Source organism: Methanosarcina spelaei (assembly GCF_002287235.1).
Lineage (GTDB): Archaea > Halobacteriota > Methanosarcinia > Methanosarcinales > Methanosarcinaceae > Methanosarcina > Methanosarcina spelaei.
In genome coordinates this window covers 1-15,655 of the sequence record NZ_LMVP01000390.1, presented here as the reverse complement: position 1 = coordinate 15,655, position 15,655 = coordinate 1, and the positions used below count along the sequence as shown (strand labels likewise).

At 37.7% G+C, this 15,655-nt stretch carries 14 protein-coding genes; 11 read left to right on the top strand and 3 right to left on the bottom strand.

Features of this window, described 5'->3' with window-relative positions; translation table 11 throughout:
- Positions 1-11: 11 nt before the first annotated feature.
- Complete coding sequence (gatA, locus tag ASJ81_RS15105; RefSeq protein WP_095645107.1) at positions 12-1,439, top strand: Asp-tRNA(Asn)/Glu-tRNA(Gln) amidotransferase subunit GatA; 1,428 nt, start codon at positions 12-14, stop codon at positions 1,437-1,439.
- Positions 1,440-2,927 carry an Asp-tRNA(Asn)/Glu-tRNA(Gln) amidotransferase subunit GatB gene (gatB, locus tag ASJ81_RS15100; protein WP_095645106.1) on the top strand — a complete coding sequence of 496 codons (1,488 nt, stop codon included), beginning with the start codon at positions 1,440-1,442 and terminating at the stop codon, positions 2,925-2,927.
- Between the two features lie 181 nt (positions 2,928-3,108).
- Here the strand turns inward: gatB and ASJ81_RS15095 are convergent, their stop codons facing one another.
- Entirely contained in the window at positions 3,109-3,909 is an 801-nt protein-coding gene (locus ASJ81_RS15095; RefSeq protein WP_095645105.1) for a carbon-nitrogen hydrolase family protein, read from the bottom strand.
- A gap of 59 nt (positions 3,910-3,968) precedes the next feature.
- On the opposite strand from ASJ81_RS15095, the gene ASJ81_RS22895 reads away from it, so the two are divergent.
- Positions 3,969-4,142: a hypothetical protein gene (locus tag ASJ81_RS22895; protein WP_170943337.1), complete on the top strand. Its 174-nt coding sequence runs from the start codon at positions 3,969-3,971 to the stop codon at positions 4,140-4,142.
- Positions 4,143-4,603: 461 nt separating this feature from the next.
- Here ASJ81_RS22895 and ASJ81_RS24260 read toward each other — a convergent pair whose 3' ends face one another.
- Positions 4,604-4,738, bottom strand: a complete 135-nt coding sequence (locus tag ASJ81_RS24260) for a hypothetical protein (RefSeq protein WP_275112567.1) — start codon at positions 4,736-4,738, stop codon at positions 4,604-4,606.
- 251 nt (positions 4,739-4,989) lie between these two features.
- Between ASJ81_RS24260 and ASJ81_RS15085 the strand changes: the two genes are divergently transcribed.
- The 8 genes from ASJ81_RS15085 to ASJ81_RS15050 all read left to right on the top strand — a co-directional run bounded on the left by ASJ81_RS15085 (position 4,990) and on the right by ASJ81_RS15050 (position 14,933).
- Positions 4,990-5,901, top strand: a complete 912-nt coding sequence (locus tag ASJ81_RS15085) for a nitroreductase family protein (RefSeq protein WP_095645103.1) — start codon at positions 4,990-4,992, stop codon at positions 5,899-5,901.
- Between the two features lie 351 nt (positions 5,902-6,252).
- Positions 6,253-6,747 carry a hypothetical protein gene (locus ASJ81_RS15080; protein ID WP_095645102.1) on the top strand — a complete coding sequence of 165 codons (495 nt, stop codon included), beginning with the start codon at positions 6,253-6,255 and terminating at the stop codon, positions 6,745-6,747.
- A gap of 40 nt (positions 6,748-6,787) precedes the next feature.
- The gene (locus ASJ81_RS15075; protein ID WP_245860197.1) at positions 6,788-7,492 is read left to right on the top strand and encodes a winged helix-turn-helix transcriptional regulator; all 705 of its coding nucleotides are present in this window, start codon (positions 6,788-6,790) and stop codon (positions 7,490-7,492) included.
- A gap of 1,241 nt (positions 7,493-8,733) precedes the next feature.
- Positions 8,734-9,405: a right-handed parallel beta-helix repeat-containing protein gene (locus tag ASJ81_RS15070; protein ID WP_095645100.1), complete on the top strand. Its 672-nt coding sequence runs from the start codon at positions 8,734-8,736 to the stop codon at positions 9,403-9,405.
- Positions 9,406-10,241: 836 nt separating this feature from the next.
- Positions 10,242-11,105: a zinc metalloprotease HtpX gene (gene htpX, locus ASJ81_RS15065; RefSeq protein ID WP_095645099.1), complete on the top strand. Its 864-nt coding sequence runs from the start codon at positions 10,242-10,244 to the stop codon at positions 11,103-11,105.
- Between the two features lie 472 nt (positions 11,106-11,577).
- Positions 11,578-12,231 carry a thymidylate synthase gene (locus tag ASJ81_RS15060; protein WP_095645098.1) on the top strand — a complete coding sequence of 218 codons (654 nt, stop codon included), beginning with the start codon at positions 11,578-11,580 and terminating at the stop codon, positions 12,229-12,231.
- A gap of 185 nt (positions 12,232-12,416) precedes the next feature.
- Positions 12,417-13,709 carry a 3-phosphoshikimate 1-carboxyvinyltransferase gene (gene aroA, locus ASJ81_RS15055; RefSeq protein WP_095645097.1) on the top strand — a complete coding sequence of 431 codons (1,293 nt, stop codon included), beginning with the start codon at positions 12,417-12,419 and terminating at the stop codon, positions 13,707-13,709.
- Positions 13,710-13,952: 243 nt separating this feature from the next.
- A complete protein-coding gene (locus ASJ81_RS15050; RefSeq protein ID WP_095645096.1) occupies positions 13,953-14,933 on the top strand; it encodes a 50S ribosomal protein L11 methyltransferase in 981 nt (326 codons plus the stop codon).
- A gap of 174 nt (positions 14,934-15,107) precedes the next feature.
- On the opposite strand, the gene ASJ81_RS15045 is transcribed toward ASJ81_RS15050, so the two are convergent.
- On the bottom strand, positions 15,108-15,655 hold a 548-nt coding region (locus ASJ81_RS15045), incomplete at its 5' end, for an ISAzo13 family transposase (RefSeq protein ID WP_141241760.1).

Here is a 15,655-nt window from a genome sequence, read left to right as displayed (position 1 = left end):
AGGGTTTTTTAATGGCAAAATGGATGAGTGTTGCACAGGTAAAAGAGAAAATTGAAGAAAACTCAGCCGAAGAAGTAACAGCTCAGTATCTCGAAGCTATAGGAAAGAGCAAAATTAACGGTTATATAACTGTCTCTGAAAAAGCTCTTGAGCAGGCGAAGAAAATTGACGCCGAGGGGCACAATGGTCCTCTTGCAGGGATACCAATTGCAATAAAAGATAATATTTCCGTAGTCGGACTGCCAAACAGTTGCGGTTCGAAAATTCTTGAGGGCTATATCCCGCCATTCAATGCTCACGTTATTGAAAAGCTTCTCGCTGCAGGTGCAGTAATCCTGGGAAAAACTAACATGGACGAGTTTGCAATGGGTTCTTCTACGGAAACCAGCTATTTTGGGCCGACTGCAAACCCCTGGGACCTTGAAAGAGTACCGGGTGGATCTTCCGGTGGCAGTGCAGCAGTTGTTGCAGCAGGAGAAGCTCCTTTTGCCCTTGGTTCAGACACAGGAGGATCCGTACGCTGTCCTGCGGCATTCTGTGGTGTAGTTGGACTTAAACCAACATACGGATCGGTTTCAAGGTATGGAGTTGTAGCTTATGCAAATTCTCTTGAGCAGGTCGGACCTCTTGCAAACAATGTGACAGATATTGCAGTGCTGATGGATGTTATAGCTGGCTATGACCGCAAGGATTCAACTTCAATTGACAGTAAAATCGAGTACCAGAAAGCTCTTGTAGAAGATGTAAAAGGGCTTAAAATCGGGGTTCCAAAGGAGTTTTTCGGAGAAGGTATCCATCCAGATGTTGAAAAAGCTGTCTGGAACGCCATACACAAATGCGAAGATCTCGGAGCGTCCTGGGAAGAGGTTTCCATGCCTCATATAAAGTATGCTCTTGCGTCTTATTATATCATTGCAATGAGTGAAGCATCCTCAAACCTTGCAAGATTTGACGGAACACGTTACGGATATAGAGCAAACGGTGAAAACTGGCATGCCATGGTTTCAAAAACAAGAGCAGACGGCTTTGGAACAGAAGTGAAAAGAAGAATTCTCCTTGGAACTTATGCCCTTTCAGCAGGATATCACGACAAGTATTATTTAAAAGCCCTGAAGGTAAGAACTCTTGTGAAGCAGGACTTTGACAGAGCCCTCTCAAAAGTTGATGTGCTCATGGCTCCGACTATGCCAAATCCTGCTTTTAAAATAGGAGAAAAAATAGAAGATCCGCTTACTCTCTACCTCTCGGATGTGAATACCTGCCCGATCAATCTTGCAGGAGTTCCTTCACTTTCCGTGCCCTGCGGTTTCACTGATGGTCTTCCAATAGGACTTCAGATAATGGGAAAGCCATTTGACGAGCCTGCTGTGCTGCGTGCAGCATATACTTTTGAGCAAAATACTGATTATCACACAAAGAGACCTTCGGAGGTGGCATAAATGGTCTATGAAAATCCGGACGGAGTAAGAATCGGGCTTGAGATTCATATCCAGTTGAATAAACTTAAGACCAAGATGTTCTGCGGTTGCTCTACAGACTATCATAATGCAGCCCCAAACACTCACACCTGCCCTGTCTGTCTGGGCCTTCCGGGGGCGCTTCCTGTTCTCAATAAAAAAGTGGTGGAAGCTGCAATTAAAGTTGGGCTTGCCCTTGAAGGAGAGATTGCAGAAGAGACACAGTTCCACAGGAAGAACTATTTCTACCCTGATCTTCCCAAAGGTTACCAGATCACGCAGTATGATTTTCCAATTGTGAGCAATGGAAAAATCGTAATTGAAGGAGAAGACGGAGAACATACGGTAGGGATTACAAGAGCCCATATGGAAGAAGATCCCGGCAAACTTGTGCACATCGGAAGCATAGAGAAGTCAAAGGGTGTCCTTATCGATTACAACAGATCAGGTGTGTCTCTGATTGAAACCGTTACAGAACCTGATATGCGCAGTCCCAAGGAGGCAAGAAGGTTCCTTGACAAATTCAGGAATATCCTTGAGTATCTGGATGTTTTTGACGGTAACCTTGAAGGAGCGATGCGTGTGGATGCAAATGTTTCAGTCCACTGGGGTACCCGTGTTGAAGTTAAGAACATATCCTCCCATAAAGGGGTTGAAAGAGCTCTTCTCTATGAGATTATGCGCCAGAAGAATGTAATCCGGCGTGGAGGAAAAGTTTCACAGGAGACTCGCCACTTCGACGAAGGCAGGGGCGTAACGCTCTCAATGAGGACAAAAGAAGAAGCTGAAGACTATCGTTATTTCCGCGAACCCGATCTTATGCCTATGCGCATTACCGATTGGATTCCTGCAGTTAAGGAGACTCTGCCTGAACTTCCGGACGCAAAACGTACTCGTTTCATAGAGCAGTACGGAATTACGGATATGCATGCAAAGTCTCTTACATCAAAGATTATGCTTGCTGACTTCTATGAAGGTGTCTGTGCAAAAGGAGTTGACCCGAAGATTGCAGCTACCTGGACAGCTGATGTCTTCCTTGGAGAATTAAATTACCGTGACCTTGCAATCTCTTCTTATGACGGAGAAAAAATAGGTTTTATCCACGCAAAAGATCCAAGGATAAAGAATTCTATAAAGGTTTCAGATATGGTAGAACTGGTTAACCTCTTTGCCGAAGGTAAAATCAGTGACCGGGCTGCCGTTGAAGTAATTCGAACTATGCTGGACACTGCGGAGGAAAAGACTCCGTCCCAGATTATCGAAGAAAAAGGCCTTTTCAAAGCCGAAGACGACCTGGTGACTAAAGCGGTTGCCGAAACAATTGCCGAGAATGAAGCTGCAGTACAGGACTATCTTGGAGGCACGGAGAAATCCCTGAACTTCCTTGTAGGGCAGGTCATGAAAAAGACAAAAGGCACGGCGGATGCAAAAACTGCACGCGACCTGATAATTAAAGAACTGAAAGGGTAACCCTACAAGGGTTCACCTTTTTATTATGTTTTACTTATCTAAAATTTATTAATGAATTATTCAGTTACTTTATAACTTGAGCTTATTTTGCTTTGTAATTTAGGTGTATTTTAGCCTTGGTTTACGATTTGTTTATTGATTGAGACTCTCTTTCTAAATAGGTATTTAACTTAATCTTAAATTAATAAATTTCAGGCCTCCGATCCTCGATGATGGAGCCAGTTTGCCTGATCTCTTTTGCCTTTTCGAGATCGATTTCTCCAATTAGAACACATTCTTCCTTTCCGGCTTCTGCAAGAATCCGACCCCATCCATCAGCAATAAAAGACTTTCCTGCATAGGTTGAGAACCTATCATTTCCTGCTCTATTACAGGCGATATGTAACAGTTGGTTTTCAATTGCTCGAGAAAGAGACATAATACGCCAGGGATAGATATAAAAATCAGGCATATCAGAAGCCGAAACCAGAAAATCAGCTCCCTCAAGAGCAAGTTTCCGGGAAACTTCCGGATAACGGATTTCGTTACATACCATAAGCCCCATGGAAAGTCCATACTTTTTCAGCCGAATAGGATGTATATCTTCTCCAAGTGCAAAATATTCTTTTTCAAGACCGTAAAGCTGAGTTTTTCGATGGATTCCAACTAGCTCTCCGGACTCAATGCAGAACCCCAGGTTGAACTGAGGAGGAATGTTCATTTCACTGCTGAATTCTGAGCCTTCTCTCTGCTCTATCATAGAACCCGCAAGGATACATTGATGTTCCTTTGAAAAATCACATAAAGCTCCGATGGTAGAACCGGAAACAGTTTCAGCTACCTCGACTATCCGGTCATAACAAAAACCGGTGGAGAAGACTTCCGGAAATGCAAGCAGCTCAGCTTCTTTCGAAACCGCTTCTTCTGCCAGGGAGAGGGCACGCTCAAGGTTTTCCTTTTTTGAGCACAGGGAGATATTCATCTGGATGCAGGCAACTTTCATGGTTGTCACTCTTTCCTTCTACGAAGTATAAGTTATTTTACTTCATAAAGTTACTCCATTTGATGGTTAGAGCAGAGGATATAAAGAGATTGATAAAGATTAATAAAAAGAAATTGATAAAAACTGATAAAAGAAGATTAATAAAAACTGATAAAAGAAGATTAATAAAAACTGATAAAAGAAGATTAATAAAAACTGATAAAAGAAGATTAATAAAAACTGATAAAAAATGACAAAAGGAGATTGATAAAAACTGATGAAAGGAGATTGATAAAAACTGATGAAAAGAGACAATGAAAAACTTCAACCGGAAAGGACAGAAGAGAACAGGCTAATCGAATATATCAGTAAGTTACTCAATCTGTTTTTCTTGTCTTGTTGATCAAGCTTTTTATTAAGCTTCTACGTTTTTAGAAAGTTAGATTGTGGAGGAAATCAATATTAGTTACAACTTCTCCGGCTTTTACAGATTTGTACAGGGATTGGAGGTTTTGCTAGTTTATGGAAGTCGTTTTTGTTCCGTTTTTAAAGATCGTCCTGCTGGAAGTTTTTGAGTTTTTTATATTATCAACAAGTTGAAGTTTTTGCAGGGCTGATTAAGGAGTTGAAGACTTTTAGGGTATTATTGCAAGTAATTTCTGAGAAATTCTTTAGTCTGTCCAATGAAATGTCTTTTCCGATTTGTTTGTGGAATTCAGATTTTTGTTGACCGGACGACACCGAGGCTTTCCATAATATTCATTTCTGCTGGAGTGATAAACTTTCCGTTACTTAACAAAAACCCATGCAAAACGGGTTTGAGAGAAGTCTCCTGGGTTGCGTCTTTCATTTCTGGAACTCCTTTTGTTTGGTTGTAGTCCATCATTTGACACATGTACTACGGAAATAAATTACCGTGTTATAATATAAATAAGTTCCTATCGAACTGAAAGTTAGTTTAAAAAAGTTGTCACACTGTATGCAGCTTACATTTTCTCAAATATTTAAGAGAGACGTTCAGACCGACAGGAAAAACACTTTAATTCTCAGTCAAACTGCATTCAACCAAAAATTTTTATAGCCACGGTTAGAACAAAATATATGGTCATCCCTACAGCCAGATATTCTGAAACCGCAACTGTCAGAATCGATTATGAGAAGTGTAAGGTCTGTGGTCTCTGTGTTAAAGTCTGCAAAGGAGCACCTCTTTACCTTGAAAACAATAAAGTAAGAATTGACCAAACTCGCTATTTCGGCTGCATCGGCTGTGGACATTGTGCTGCAGTTTGCCCCACAGGAGCTATCACGATTGAAGGAAGAGACATATCCCAGACTTCCTTTATGGATATCCCGATGGAAGATACAAGAGCAGGGTATGAAGAACTTATGGCTCTCATGCTAGCCAGGCGAAGCACCCGGGAATTCGATGACAGAGACATCGAACAGGAAAAAATAGACAGGATTCTGGCAGCAGCAAGCACGGCACCCATGGGAATTCCACCTTCGGATGTTGAGGTCCTGGTTATAAACGGAAAAGATAAGGTAAGGGAATTTTCCGATGACATATTAGAGCTTATGAAAAGTCAGAAATGGATATTTTCAAAACCCACACTTCTCCTGCTGCGGCCTTTCATGAAGAAGGAAGAATTTGAAGTCGTTGACAAATTCGTGTGTCCAGCGATTGAAATCTTTGAAGAAACTAGAAAAGAAAACACTGATTACCTGCTCTATGGAGCTCCCCTTGCTATGTACTTCCACGTATCTCCTTATGCTGACCTGGCAGATCCCTTTATCACAGCTACCTATGCCATGCTTGCCGCCGAAACCCTGGACCTTGGAAGCTGCATGATAGGAACCATTGGTCCAATGCTGAAAAATGGAGGCAAAGACGTGAAAGAAAAGTACGGAATCAGCATCCGAAACCAACCGGGAATAGTGGTCATTTTCGGTTACCCCGCAGTAAAATACAGACGTGCTATCCGGAGAAACCTGGCAAAAATCCATTATTATTGAAAGATAAAACTCTCTTTTTTCTCAGATTCTCATTTAACTGTCATTAACTCCCCGTTTGATTTACGTCGAATTCTCATTCAAATATCTTTCCTCAGGATTCTGCCTCATTTCAGCCAGAACTCTGTTTGTAGAACATTCAAAATTGATGCAGTGGACAGGAAGAGAAGATAAAAAGTTTGAAGTTATTTCACAAATAATAGTCAATTTCTTGTATCAGTTAATAAATAATATTCAAACATAAATTAATATATAATATATTTTGTACATTATAAAAATAGCGTTAGCTTTAATTGGAGAGGTATAAATCAAAATATTTATATTTTATCTTTTTACATATTTTTTGGTAATTTTATGACAACCTCATATAAAGAAAACATAGATCAGGAAGTTAATTCGACCTCCACCGAACAAGAATATATTGTTGAACCCTTGAAAGATGATTTTGTTTGTACCGAGAGTGCTTCATCTTCAACATCAATTAAGAAAGATGTAGAATTACTAGAATTCACCAAAGTGTCTGAAAGCAGCTTTGATATATGCTCAACAGGAACATCCATAGTACAAGGAAAGACGAAATATAACAAAATACAAGTAAACCCAAAAGCGATTTATCTTGACATATCTTTAAGTTGGGGAAATAAGAAAAACATCCTAAGCCTTACTATATTTTCCCCTACAGGAGCCTCTTATGGCCCCTATAAAGCTAAATCTAACAACAAAATTGTTTTACGTATAAAACCAAAAACAGGGAAATATCTGCAAGGAGGAAACTGGAAACTCAATGTGTTCGGAAAATCAATCATTGGAACGGAGTACTACACGCTTAAAGCCGTCTATTATATTTAAGCTTCAAAATAAACTACTTCTCTTTTTATTGTTTATTTTTTTGATAGAAACAGCTGAGGCTACTGAATATATTATAGAACCTATTCCAGATGATCAATTCGGAGTCCCAATTAATGGAGAAAAAATGGTAGAGCTTCAAGTCATCGAAATACCCTACTGGCAGTTTCTTTTATGGCTGGCTATAGTGTATATCTCAACGGCTTTTGACTTCCTTTACACCAGGCTAATTTTCTCAATAGCAGGATATAAAATTGTAAATTCTGGAAATGTACTTGACAATCCCAGCCGTCTTAGTATTTACACCTATATCAAAAACAAACCCGGAGCATATATTAGTGAGATTGTAGGAAATGTAGGATTAGATAGAGAACATATAAAGTATCACATAAAAGCCCTTGAATCCCAGAACAAAATCGAAGCCTATAGAGAAGGTGGGAAGACAAGATTCTTCGAAAATAATTTTGCTTATAATGAGGAAGAAATAAAAGTTATTTCTGCTCTTCAAAATGTAACGAATCAAAGAATAATTTTAGAAATACTAACTTGTAAGTGTAATACAAACATTGCTCTTGCACGTGAACTTAGAGTATCTAGGGCTACAGTCAGTTGGTATATAAAAAATCTCAGAGAAATTGGCCTTATAATAGAAACAAAAAAAGGAAGAAATACAATTTACAGAATAAATCATGTATATGAGCCAGTTGTTGAAAAACATATTAGGCATTTACAGGATTCTAATAACTAATGTCATGGAAATTAAATTATTGAGCATAATCTTTGCCTAGTACTATGATTCCGAAGTATGTTCAATGATTCCGAAGTATGTTCACAAAACTTGATGCTTGAATCAATTCAAAGATAGCGAATTTACCATTAAATAAGAAATTTTTTGGATTCTAAGCGTTAGTGTAAAAAAATTTAGTTGGTGGTCATATAATAAGCTCAGAAATAAGCTCAGAAGTACTGTACTCTGATAAGAAGCTACTTTTGAAAATGATCCCAATCCTTTGAACGTGATCTATTGACTAATAAACCCTCTGAAAGATGATCGGTTTTTTAAGAGTTATTAAGCCTTATTTGTCCAATTAAATATATATCAGTCATCCTTCAACTATGTTACGTTCATTAAACAGTTTGTTTGTTATTTAAGGATTTTATACACTTTAATTAGTAAATTAAACATTGATTTTTCCTTATATTTAGCATTGAATTTTTAATGAGTGAAAATGACATCAGATGCCTTAATAACGAACAAACAACGGTTGTGGGCAAATAAAGTTTTTATCGCATTTATTTATCAATTTTAAATGTTATTATAGCTGTTTTATCTAAAAAATTGGTTTTTGGAGTGTAACTTAATTAGGGAAACTCTAAATGAACTCTGAATGAATATACGTTGTCCAAAATAAACATTCTGTACCCTTAATTTTATCACTGATTTGGAAGGACCCTATTAGTGTTGGAAGATCTCGAATATTTAGTTTAAATGAAGCCTGAATTCTTCTTACTGATTCAGATTTTCAATCAAGAAACACAAAAATCACCAGATTTTAGAACAGGGCATAAAATGTTAATTGTTAGATACTTTGGTAATACAAATTATATAGATGTTTATAAGTTGTAATGTTTGGAATTCAATCGAGTGTGAAAATTAACGATTGGAACCCAAAATCCAGAAACTCTATCAGTTGCTTACAAAACGAGATCAAAAGAAGTAATTTTGAGTTTTGGGATCAACTCACTGCTAACAATTAAAGTTTAATTTTTGTATAAAACAGATCATAAAAAGTAAAACAGATGTATAGAAAAATAGAATTTTAAGTTTGTGAGAACACAGACAGAGAAGAAAATAAATTGTCTGTTATTTTCCACAAAAAATTAACCTATTTTATAATACTCAAATAAAAATGGAAAAGTTTAAGACTTTATAACAAATCAAAATTATTTGTATTATCTATGGAAAAATGAAATGAGTAGGAATAGGACATGAAAACAAACAAAGTAATTTTAACTTCAGTAATGCTAATATTATTATTATTGGCATCTACTGCGTCAGCAGCTACCCTAAACGTAGGGTCAAAAGAAAAATACAAGACAATTCAAAGTGCTGTAAACGCAGCAATCCCCGGAGACATTATACAAGTTGCATCAGGCACATATAAAGAAAATGTTAAAATTACCAAGGAACTGTATATTGTAGGAACGAAATATCCGAATGTTTACGGTTTCTATTATGATAAAGGGAAATCCGGTACTATAAACGGATTCACAATTACAAAGAAGGGAGTAACAGCCAATAACGCTGGTGCTAACGCAATTATCCGAAACAACTACTTCAATAATTGTGGTATCACCTTACAAGGGAAATCATCATACGGCGTTACTATAATGAACAATCAGATTAAAGGCGGAACTGTTGCACTGTATAACACCTATGACCAAACTCTTAAGGGTAACACGATTTCTAATTCAAAATATGGACTCTATGTAGGTGATAAGAACAGTATTCCCACAGTTGCGAAAAACACATTTAAAAATTGTAATTATGGAGTTTATCTATATGGTTGGAAACAAAACCCCGGAAAATTAATCACGTTCACAGATAACAGCTATATAAAGAATAAAGTTAATATCGGCTGGGGTATGAATAAGTTATAATTTAGAGGAAGTTAAATTCCCTCTATCTTTTTCTTTATTTTTTCAAGCCAGTTTTTATGCAGTTGTTTCCATCTTTTTTATAGTTCTCATTTCCTCACACCGTCCGACAAGCTATATACTTTATAACTTACACGACCTATCCTTTTTTGAGAAATTCCCCAAAAACGATAGCAAGAGAATTGTTGTTTTTTTGAGAACATCTGCGGAAAGTCGGATTCCAGTGTATCCCGGGAATTAAACAGGACTTATTTGTATTCGGTTAAGGAATCTGTCAACGTTAAAGTGGCTACTGTAATGCTACTGTAATTATAGGCTCGTCTCGATTTGCATTTATAGATTTACAGACAATGGCAAAGAAAATAACACATTTCTTATAAATCGTATCTTAACTGAATATAAAATTCATAACACAGATTTAGGTTTTGGAGTCAGTTTTTCAATAAATACATATACCTGAAGTTGCAATAATAGTTTGAAATCAAACTAAATTATACCTAAAACATGCAAATGTAAATATATCAAAAAAGAGATACTAGTTATTAATGTAAGCTTTGATGGGGGGAGATTCCAGAGAAAAATATAATTTCTTGAATGAGATTTCCCAATTTGAGGATAAAATTGCCTTTTAAGATAATTTTAAATTGATTTAAGATAAATAAGGAAATAGAATAGCACAATTGTACTAACCTGCGTTTGCAGGAGAATAAGTATATATCTGTGTTCAGAAAAATATATAACCGCTTCTAATCTGCTTAATTTATAAAAATAAGTTCAGAAATAAGAATCAAAGACCGAAAACCCAGACATTAGCCTGGGAGGACGTCGTGTGATGAGTCATGAAGAACATGCTTAAAACTACAATTTTGCTTGCCTTCCTTACAGGCCTCCTTGTTTTGATAGGAGACTACTTTGGTGGTACGAGCGGAATGATTATTGCGTTCCTGTTTGCAGTAATTATGAATTTTGGAAGTTACTGGTACAGCGACAAAATAGTACTCAAAGTGTACAGGGCAAAAGAAGTTTCACCTGCGGAGGCTCCGAACCTTCACAGGATCGTCGATGGACTGGCTATGAAAGCAAGAATCCCAAAGCCCAAAGTGTATATCGTAGAGTCCGGAATGCCAAACGCCTTTGCAACCGGGAGAAACCCAGAGCATGCGGCTGTGGCTGCTACAACAGGAATTCTTGAGCTGCTCTCTTATGAAGAAATGGAAGGTGTGCTGGCACACGAGCTTGCACATGTAAAGAATAGAGATACCTTAATAAGTGCTATAGCTGCAACCCTTGCAGGCGTCGTCACAATGCTAGCTAGTATGGCACAGTGGGCTGCAATTTTTGGTGGCTTTGGCGGCAACAGGGATGATGACAACGGAGGAATCATAGGCCTCATTGTAATGGCTGTTGTGGCACCTATTGCTGCAACTTTGATTCAACTTGCAATTTCAAGGTCAAGAGAATATGCAGCCGATGCAGAAGGAGCCAGTATATCCAGGAAACCTTGGGCTCTTGCCAGTGCCCTTGAAAAACTCGAATATGGGAACTCTAATTACAGTCCAAAAGTCTCAGATGTGCAGGCAAAAGAAAGCAGTGCCCATATGTTTATTGTCAATCCGTTAAAAGGAGGAGCTATCCAGTCTCTCTTCAGCACTCACCCTGCAACTGATGAGAGAGTAAAACGCCTTAGAGCAATGAGGTTCTGAGAATATTTCTCGAACCTTTAATCTTTTGATTCTTTTACCAGGCTTTTTTCTTTGGCTTTTTTAAGTTTTTAATTTTATCCTTTTATCCAGATTTTGTATTCCGGGTTTTAACTCAGTTTATGTTCAACTGCTTACTTTCTTAAATATTATTTAATCTTTTTTCCATATTTTTTGTCCGGAATTTCCATCCTTTTTGTCCGGAATTTTTTTAAATTAGGCGTGTTATATGCTATCAATATGCATAGTAAAGTTTTAAGTCATATCTTAGAGAAAGCACTTATAAAAGAAAATGGTGAATAAAGAAAATAGGATAAATAACCATCTATGCAGAATATTGCACCATATTCTAGCTATAGCAAATACATCCGAAAATCCCAAAATTATGGACACTAATCAAATTTTGGATTTGAGAGATTTCGGATCAGGGAATTAATCGTGCATACTCTATCCTGATTTTATCGGGGAATTTTCAATGGAAGACAGATTTGAAATTGGTAGAATTGTCAGGGCAAAAACTATCTCTGATGCATGGTATCGCGGGCTTAACATCATCCGAAATCACGGGCAGGTTATTACGGATGAAAGAGGAAGCCAGATCAGGGAATTTATGGATTTGATGATCATAATTGAAGATCCCTATACTGACAGGATCCCACGTGAGACTGCCTGGAATGAGGAAAGGCTTGAAGAGTACGCGAAACAACTAATTTCGGGAGAAAACACACAGGACTTTGAATACACATACGGGCAGCGTCTTCGAAACTGGCATGGAAAAGTTGATCAAATAGATTATGTAATCGAAAAGCTGCAGGAAAACCCTACTTCCAGACGAGCAATTGCGGTTACCTGGATTCCTCCTATGGATACGAAAGTTAATGAAGTTCCCTGCATGATGCTTGACGACTTTAAAATAAGAGACGGAAGGATGCACCTCACAACTCTTTTTAGAAGCCACGACTTTGGGGGAGCTTATCCGGCAAACCTTTATGGACTCTCGAAACTCCTCGAGTACGTGGCTGATAGAGTGGGAACAGAACCCGGAACGATCACAACTATCAGTATCTCAGCACATATCTATGATCATGACTGGGACATGGTAGAAAACGTTATAAAAGGAGTGAACTGAGATTTAAACTAAGTTCTAAACTCGTTCAAGATATTAAATTTTGTTTAATTTATTAGCAGGGCTATAAAAGTTATTAAACTTTGCTTAATTTATTAGCAGTATTGTAAAAATATTCAAAAGCTAGAAGTAAGCATCTGAATCCCATAAAAAATCCAAAAATAAGAAATAGAAGAGATCTGGTACACATGCGTGTTTCTATTGACAAATCCTTAATCAAAGGGGAAGTCTTTGCCCCACCCTCAAAGAGTTACACCCACAGGGCTGTAGCCCTGGCAGCTCTTTCGAAAGAATCAACCATCAGGCATCCCCTGATTTCGGCCGATACTCTTGCCACAGTCCGGGCTTCCGAGATGTTTGGTGCTTCGGTTGAGAGGGAAGAAGACAAGCTTATTATTCATGGAATTAATGGGAAACCAAATGTCCCTGATGACGTAATTGATGCTGCAAATTCTGGGACAACTCTTCGGTTTATGACCGCAATAGCAGCATTTACTGATGGGGTTACAGTGCTTACCGGAGATGCTTCCCTTCGTACCCGGCCAAACGGGCCTCTTCTTGAAGTCCTTAATAAATTGGGAGTAAAAGCCTGCTCCACTCGAGGAAACGAGAGAGCTCCACTTGTTGTTAAAGGCGGACTTAAGGGAAAGGATGTGAGTATTGACGGCTCTATCAGTTCCCAGTTTATCTCGGCCCTTCTAATAACCTGTCCACTTGCCGAAAACAGTACTACCCTTTCTATCACAGGAAAACTTAAGTCAAGACCTTATGTGGACGTAACCCTTGAAATGCTTGAACTGGCAGGCATTAAAGTTCATATCGATGAAAGTAACGGTACCAGGTTCATAATCCCAGGAAAACAGAAGTACGATTTCAAAGATTATACTGTTCCTGGCGACTTTTCCTCTGCATCCTACCTCCTTGCAGCCGCAGCTATGACGAACGGATCTGAGATTACAGTCAAAAATCTCTTTCCATCAAAACAGGGAGATAAGGTAATCATCGAAATCTTGAGACAAATGGGAGCAGATATTACCTGGGATAAAGAAGCAGGCAATGTGACTGTTAAGGGAGGAAGACAATTAAAAGCTACAACTTTTGACGCCGGAGCAAGCCCTGACCTTGTCCCTACTGTCGCTGTCCTGGCTGCAGTTGCCGAAGGAACTAGCAGAATTGAAAATGCCGAACATGTCAGATATAAGGAAACGGACCGCCTGCGAGCCCTCGCAACCGAACTTCCGAAGCTTGGAGTAGACCTTAAAGAAGAAAGAGAAAGTCTGACCATTACCGGTGGAAAACTGCATGGAGCAGCAGTGCATGGCTGGGATGACCATAGGATAGTTATGGCTCTTTCAATAGCAGGAATGGTTGCAGGAAGTACAACAATTGACACAACAGAGGCTGTATCGATTTCTTACCCGGGTTTCTTTAAAGATATGTGCAGCCTTGGAGCGAAAATTAAGGATATTGCGGAAGAATAAATTGAAACACAGTACAGGTTCCGAAGTCCAGGACTAGATAAAATTAAATCAGACTTTACTTAACTTTGAGGGCTAATCCAGAAATAAAATGATAAAATAGCAAGTTAGCAAGTGGTGTCAATAAATGTTAATGGATGATAAAATATAAACAATGTGTAATAAAATATAATAAGAGGTAATAAAAAATAATGGGAATAATAAGAAATGACATAGTACTTATACAAAATATTCCAATTTAAGTATATGGAAATGAGGTGTAGGTGTGGAGATAAGTGCATAAGGCCTATTTCGGAAACACTGAAAGACATTGAATTATTCTACAAACCGTGCAACAATTGCAAAATAGGAAAAATAAAGAAATTCTCTCCTCTAGCAGAACAGATTAACTTAGATGAAATAGATAACTATTTTGGAAGTTGTAAATGCGGTAAAAGGCATCTTGATATTGTAATATCACATGTACTAAAAATAATGATTGACGAAGGAGTAAAAAATAAAAAAGCTAATTTAAGGAACTCGTGTGTTCCTCTTGTGACTCCTGGCTATCCAACTGATTCTGTTCCTTATTTGCCTAAGGATTCTTTAGTAATATTATCTAATGAAATGGATAAAAGATGTGCTGAAAGAATTATAAAGGAAGTGAGAGAAGTTAGTGGGGTTTTAAAAGGAGATATAAGAAAAATTGTGGGTATAAAAGATTCTGATTCTAACCCTCATGTATATGAGCTTCTTGCTGGGTGCGATTTGAGATGTGATATTGTACAGACTCCTTATGGTGCTTTAGGAATATATAAGTATCAGCGTGAAATTCACATAGAGTTTCCAAAGACAAAATCGCCCAAAATAGAAATACTTGAAAAAGTTATGGAAGAGTATGAGAAACCTACTGTTCTTGATTGTACATGTGGCCCTGGGACTTTAGGAATAGCCTGCCTTAAAGCCAACGCGCAAAAAGTTGTTTTTAATGATATATGGAGTCCTGCAATAGAAATTACCTTGATTAATTTAGAGGCTAATGGATTTCCAGTCAAACCTTCAGGCAGTGAAGAAGGATTAATAGCATCTGGAGATAAATTTGAAGTTTACAGCATGGACATAAGAGAATTAGCGAATTATTTAGACAAAAAATTTGATATTTGTATTATAGATACATTTCCTGGTGTGGATACAAAAGAATTTGTAGAAGCTGCAGGCAAATTAGGCAAAAAAGTTGTCCTGGTTTGAAATAAAATTCACTGGTCATCGGTTAAGTACTAAATTTCCTGTCTTGTAGATGTTTTTATATGACAATACCTTATAATATATGTACCTTTATGTCTCCTCGTTCTTTTTTACTCTTGAAGACTCTCTTCGGGAAATACTTCCCGAAGAGTGATTAAGGAACTGTCTCAAAATAAATTATGCAGCTTCCTCTTTTTTAGGCTTGACTGTATAGTTCCACTCTCCGTGAAACTCATCACGAATAATTCCTAATTCTTCAACTTCTTCCTTTGTGGTTTTAATTCCTTTTTTGTATACATTCTTATCTAACATGCACTTAACTTTAAGCCCTTTTGATGTAGTTGTTGCCGCAATAAGATTCACAACTACTTCGTAGCTTGTAAGTGGTTTCCCTCTCCAATTCATGGATATATAAGAAAATAATCTGTGCTCTATCTTATTCCATTTGCTTGTTCCTGGTGGGAAGTGGCAAACCGAAATTTCAATTCCAGTTTCTTCAGCTAACTTTTGTAATTCCATTTTCCATAATCTTACTCTATATCCATTGCTTCCACCACAATCAGCAGTAATCATGAGTTTTTTTGCTTCAGGATATGATTTACATCCCATCATATTCCACCATCTTCGTATGCTTTCAACTGCAAAAGATGCAGTATCATGATCTATTCCAACATTTACCCATCCTTCATTAGCAGTAATATCATAAACACCATATGGATTTACTT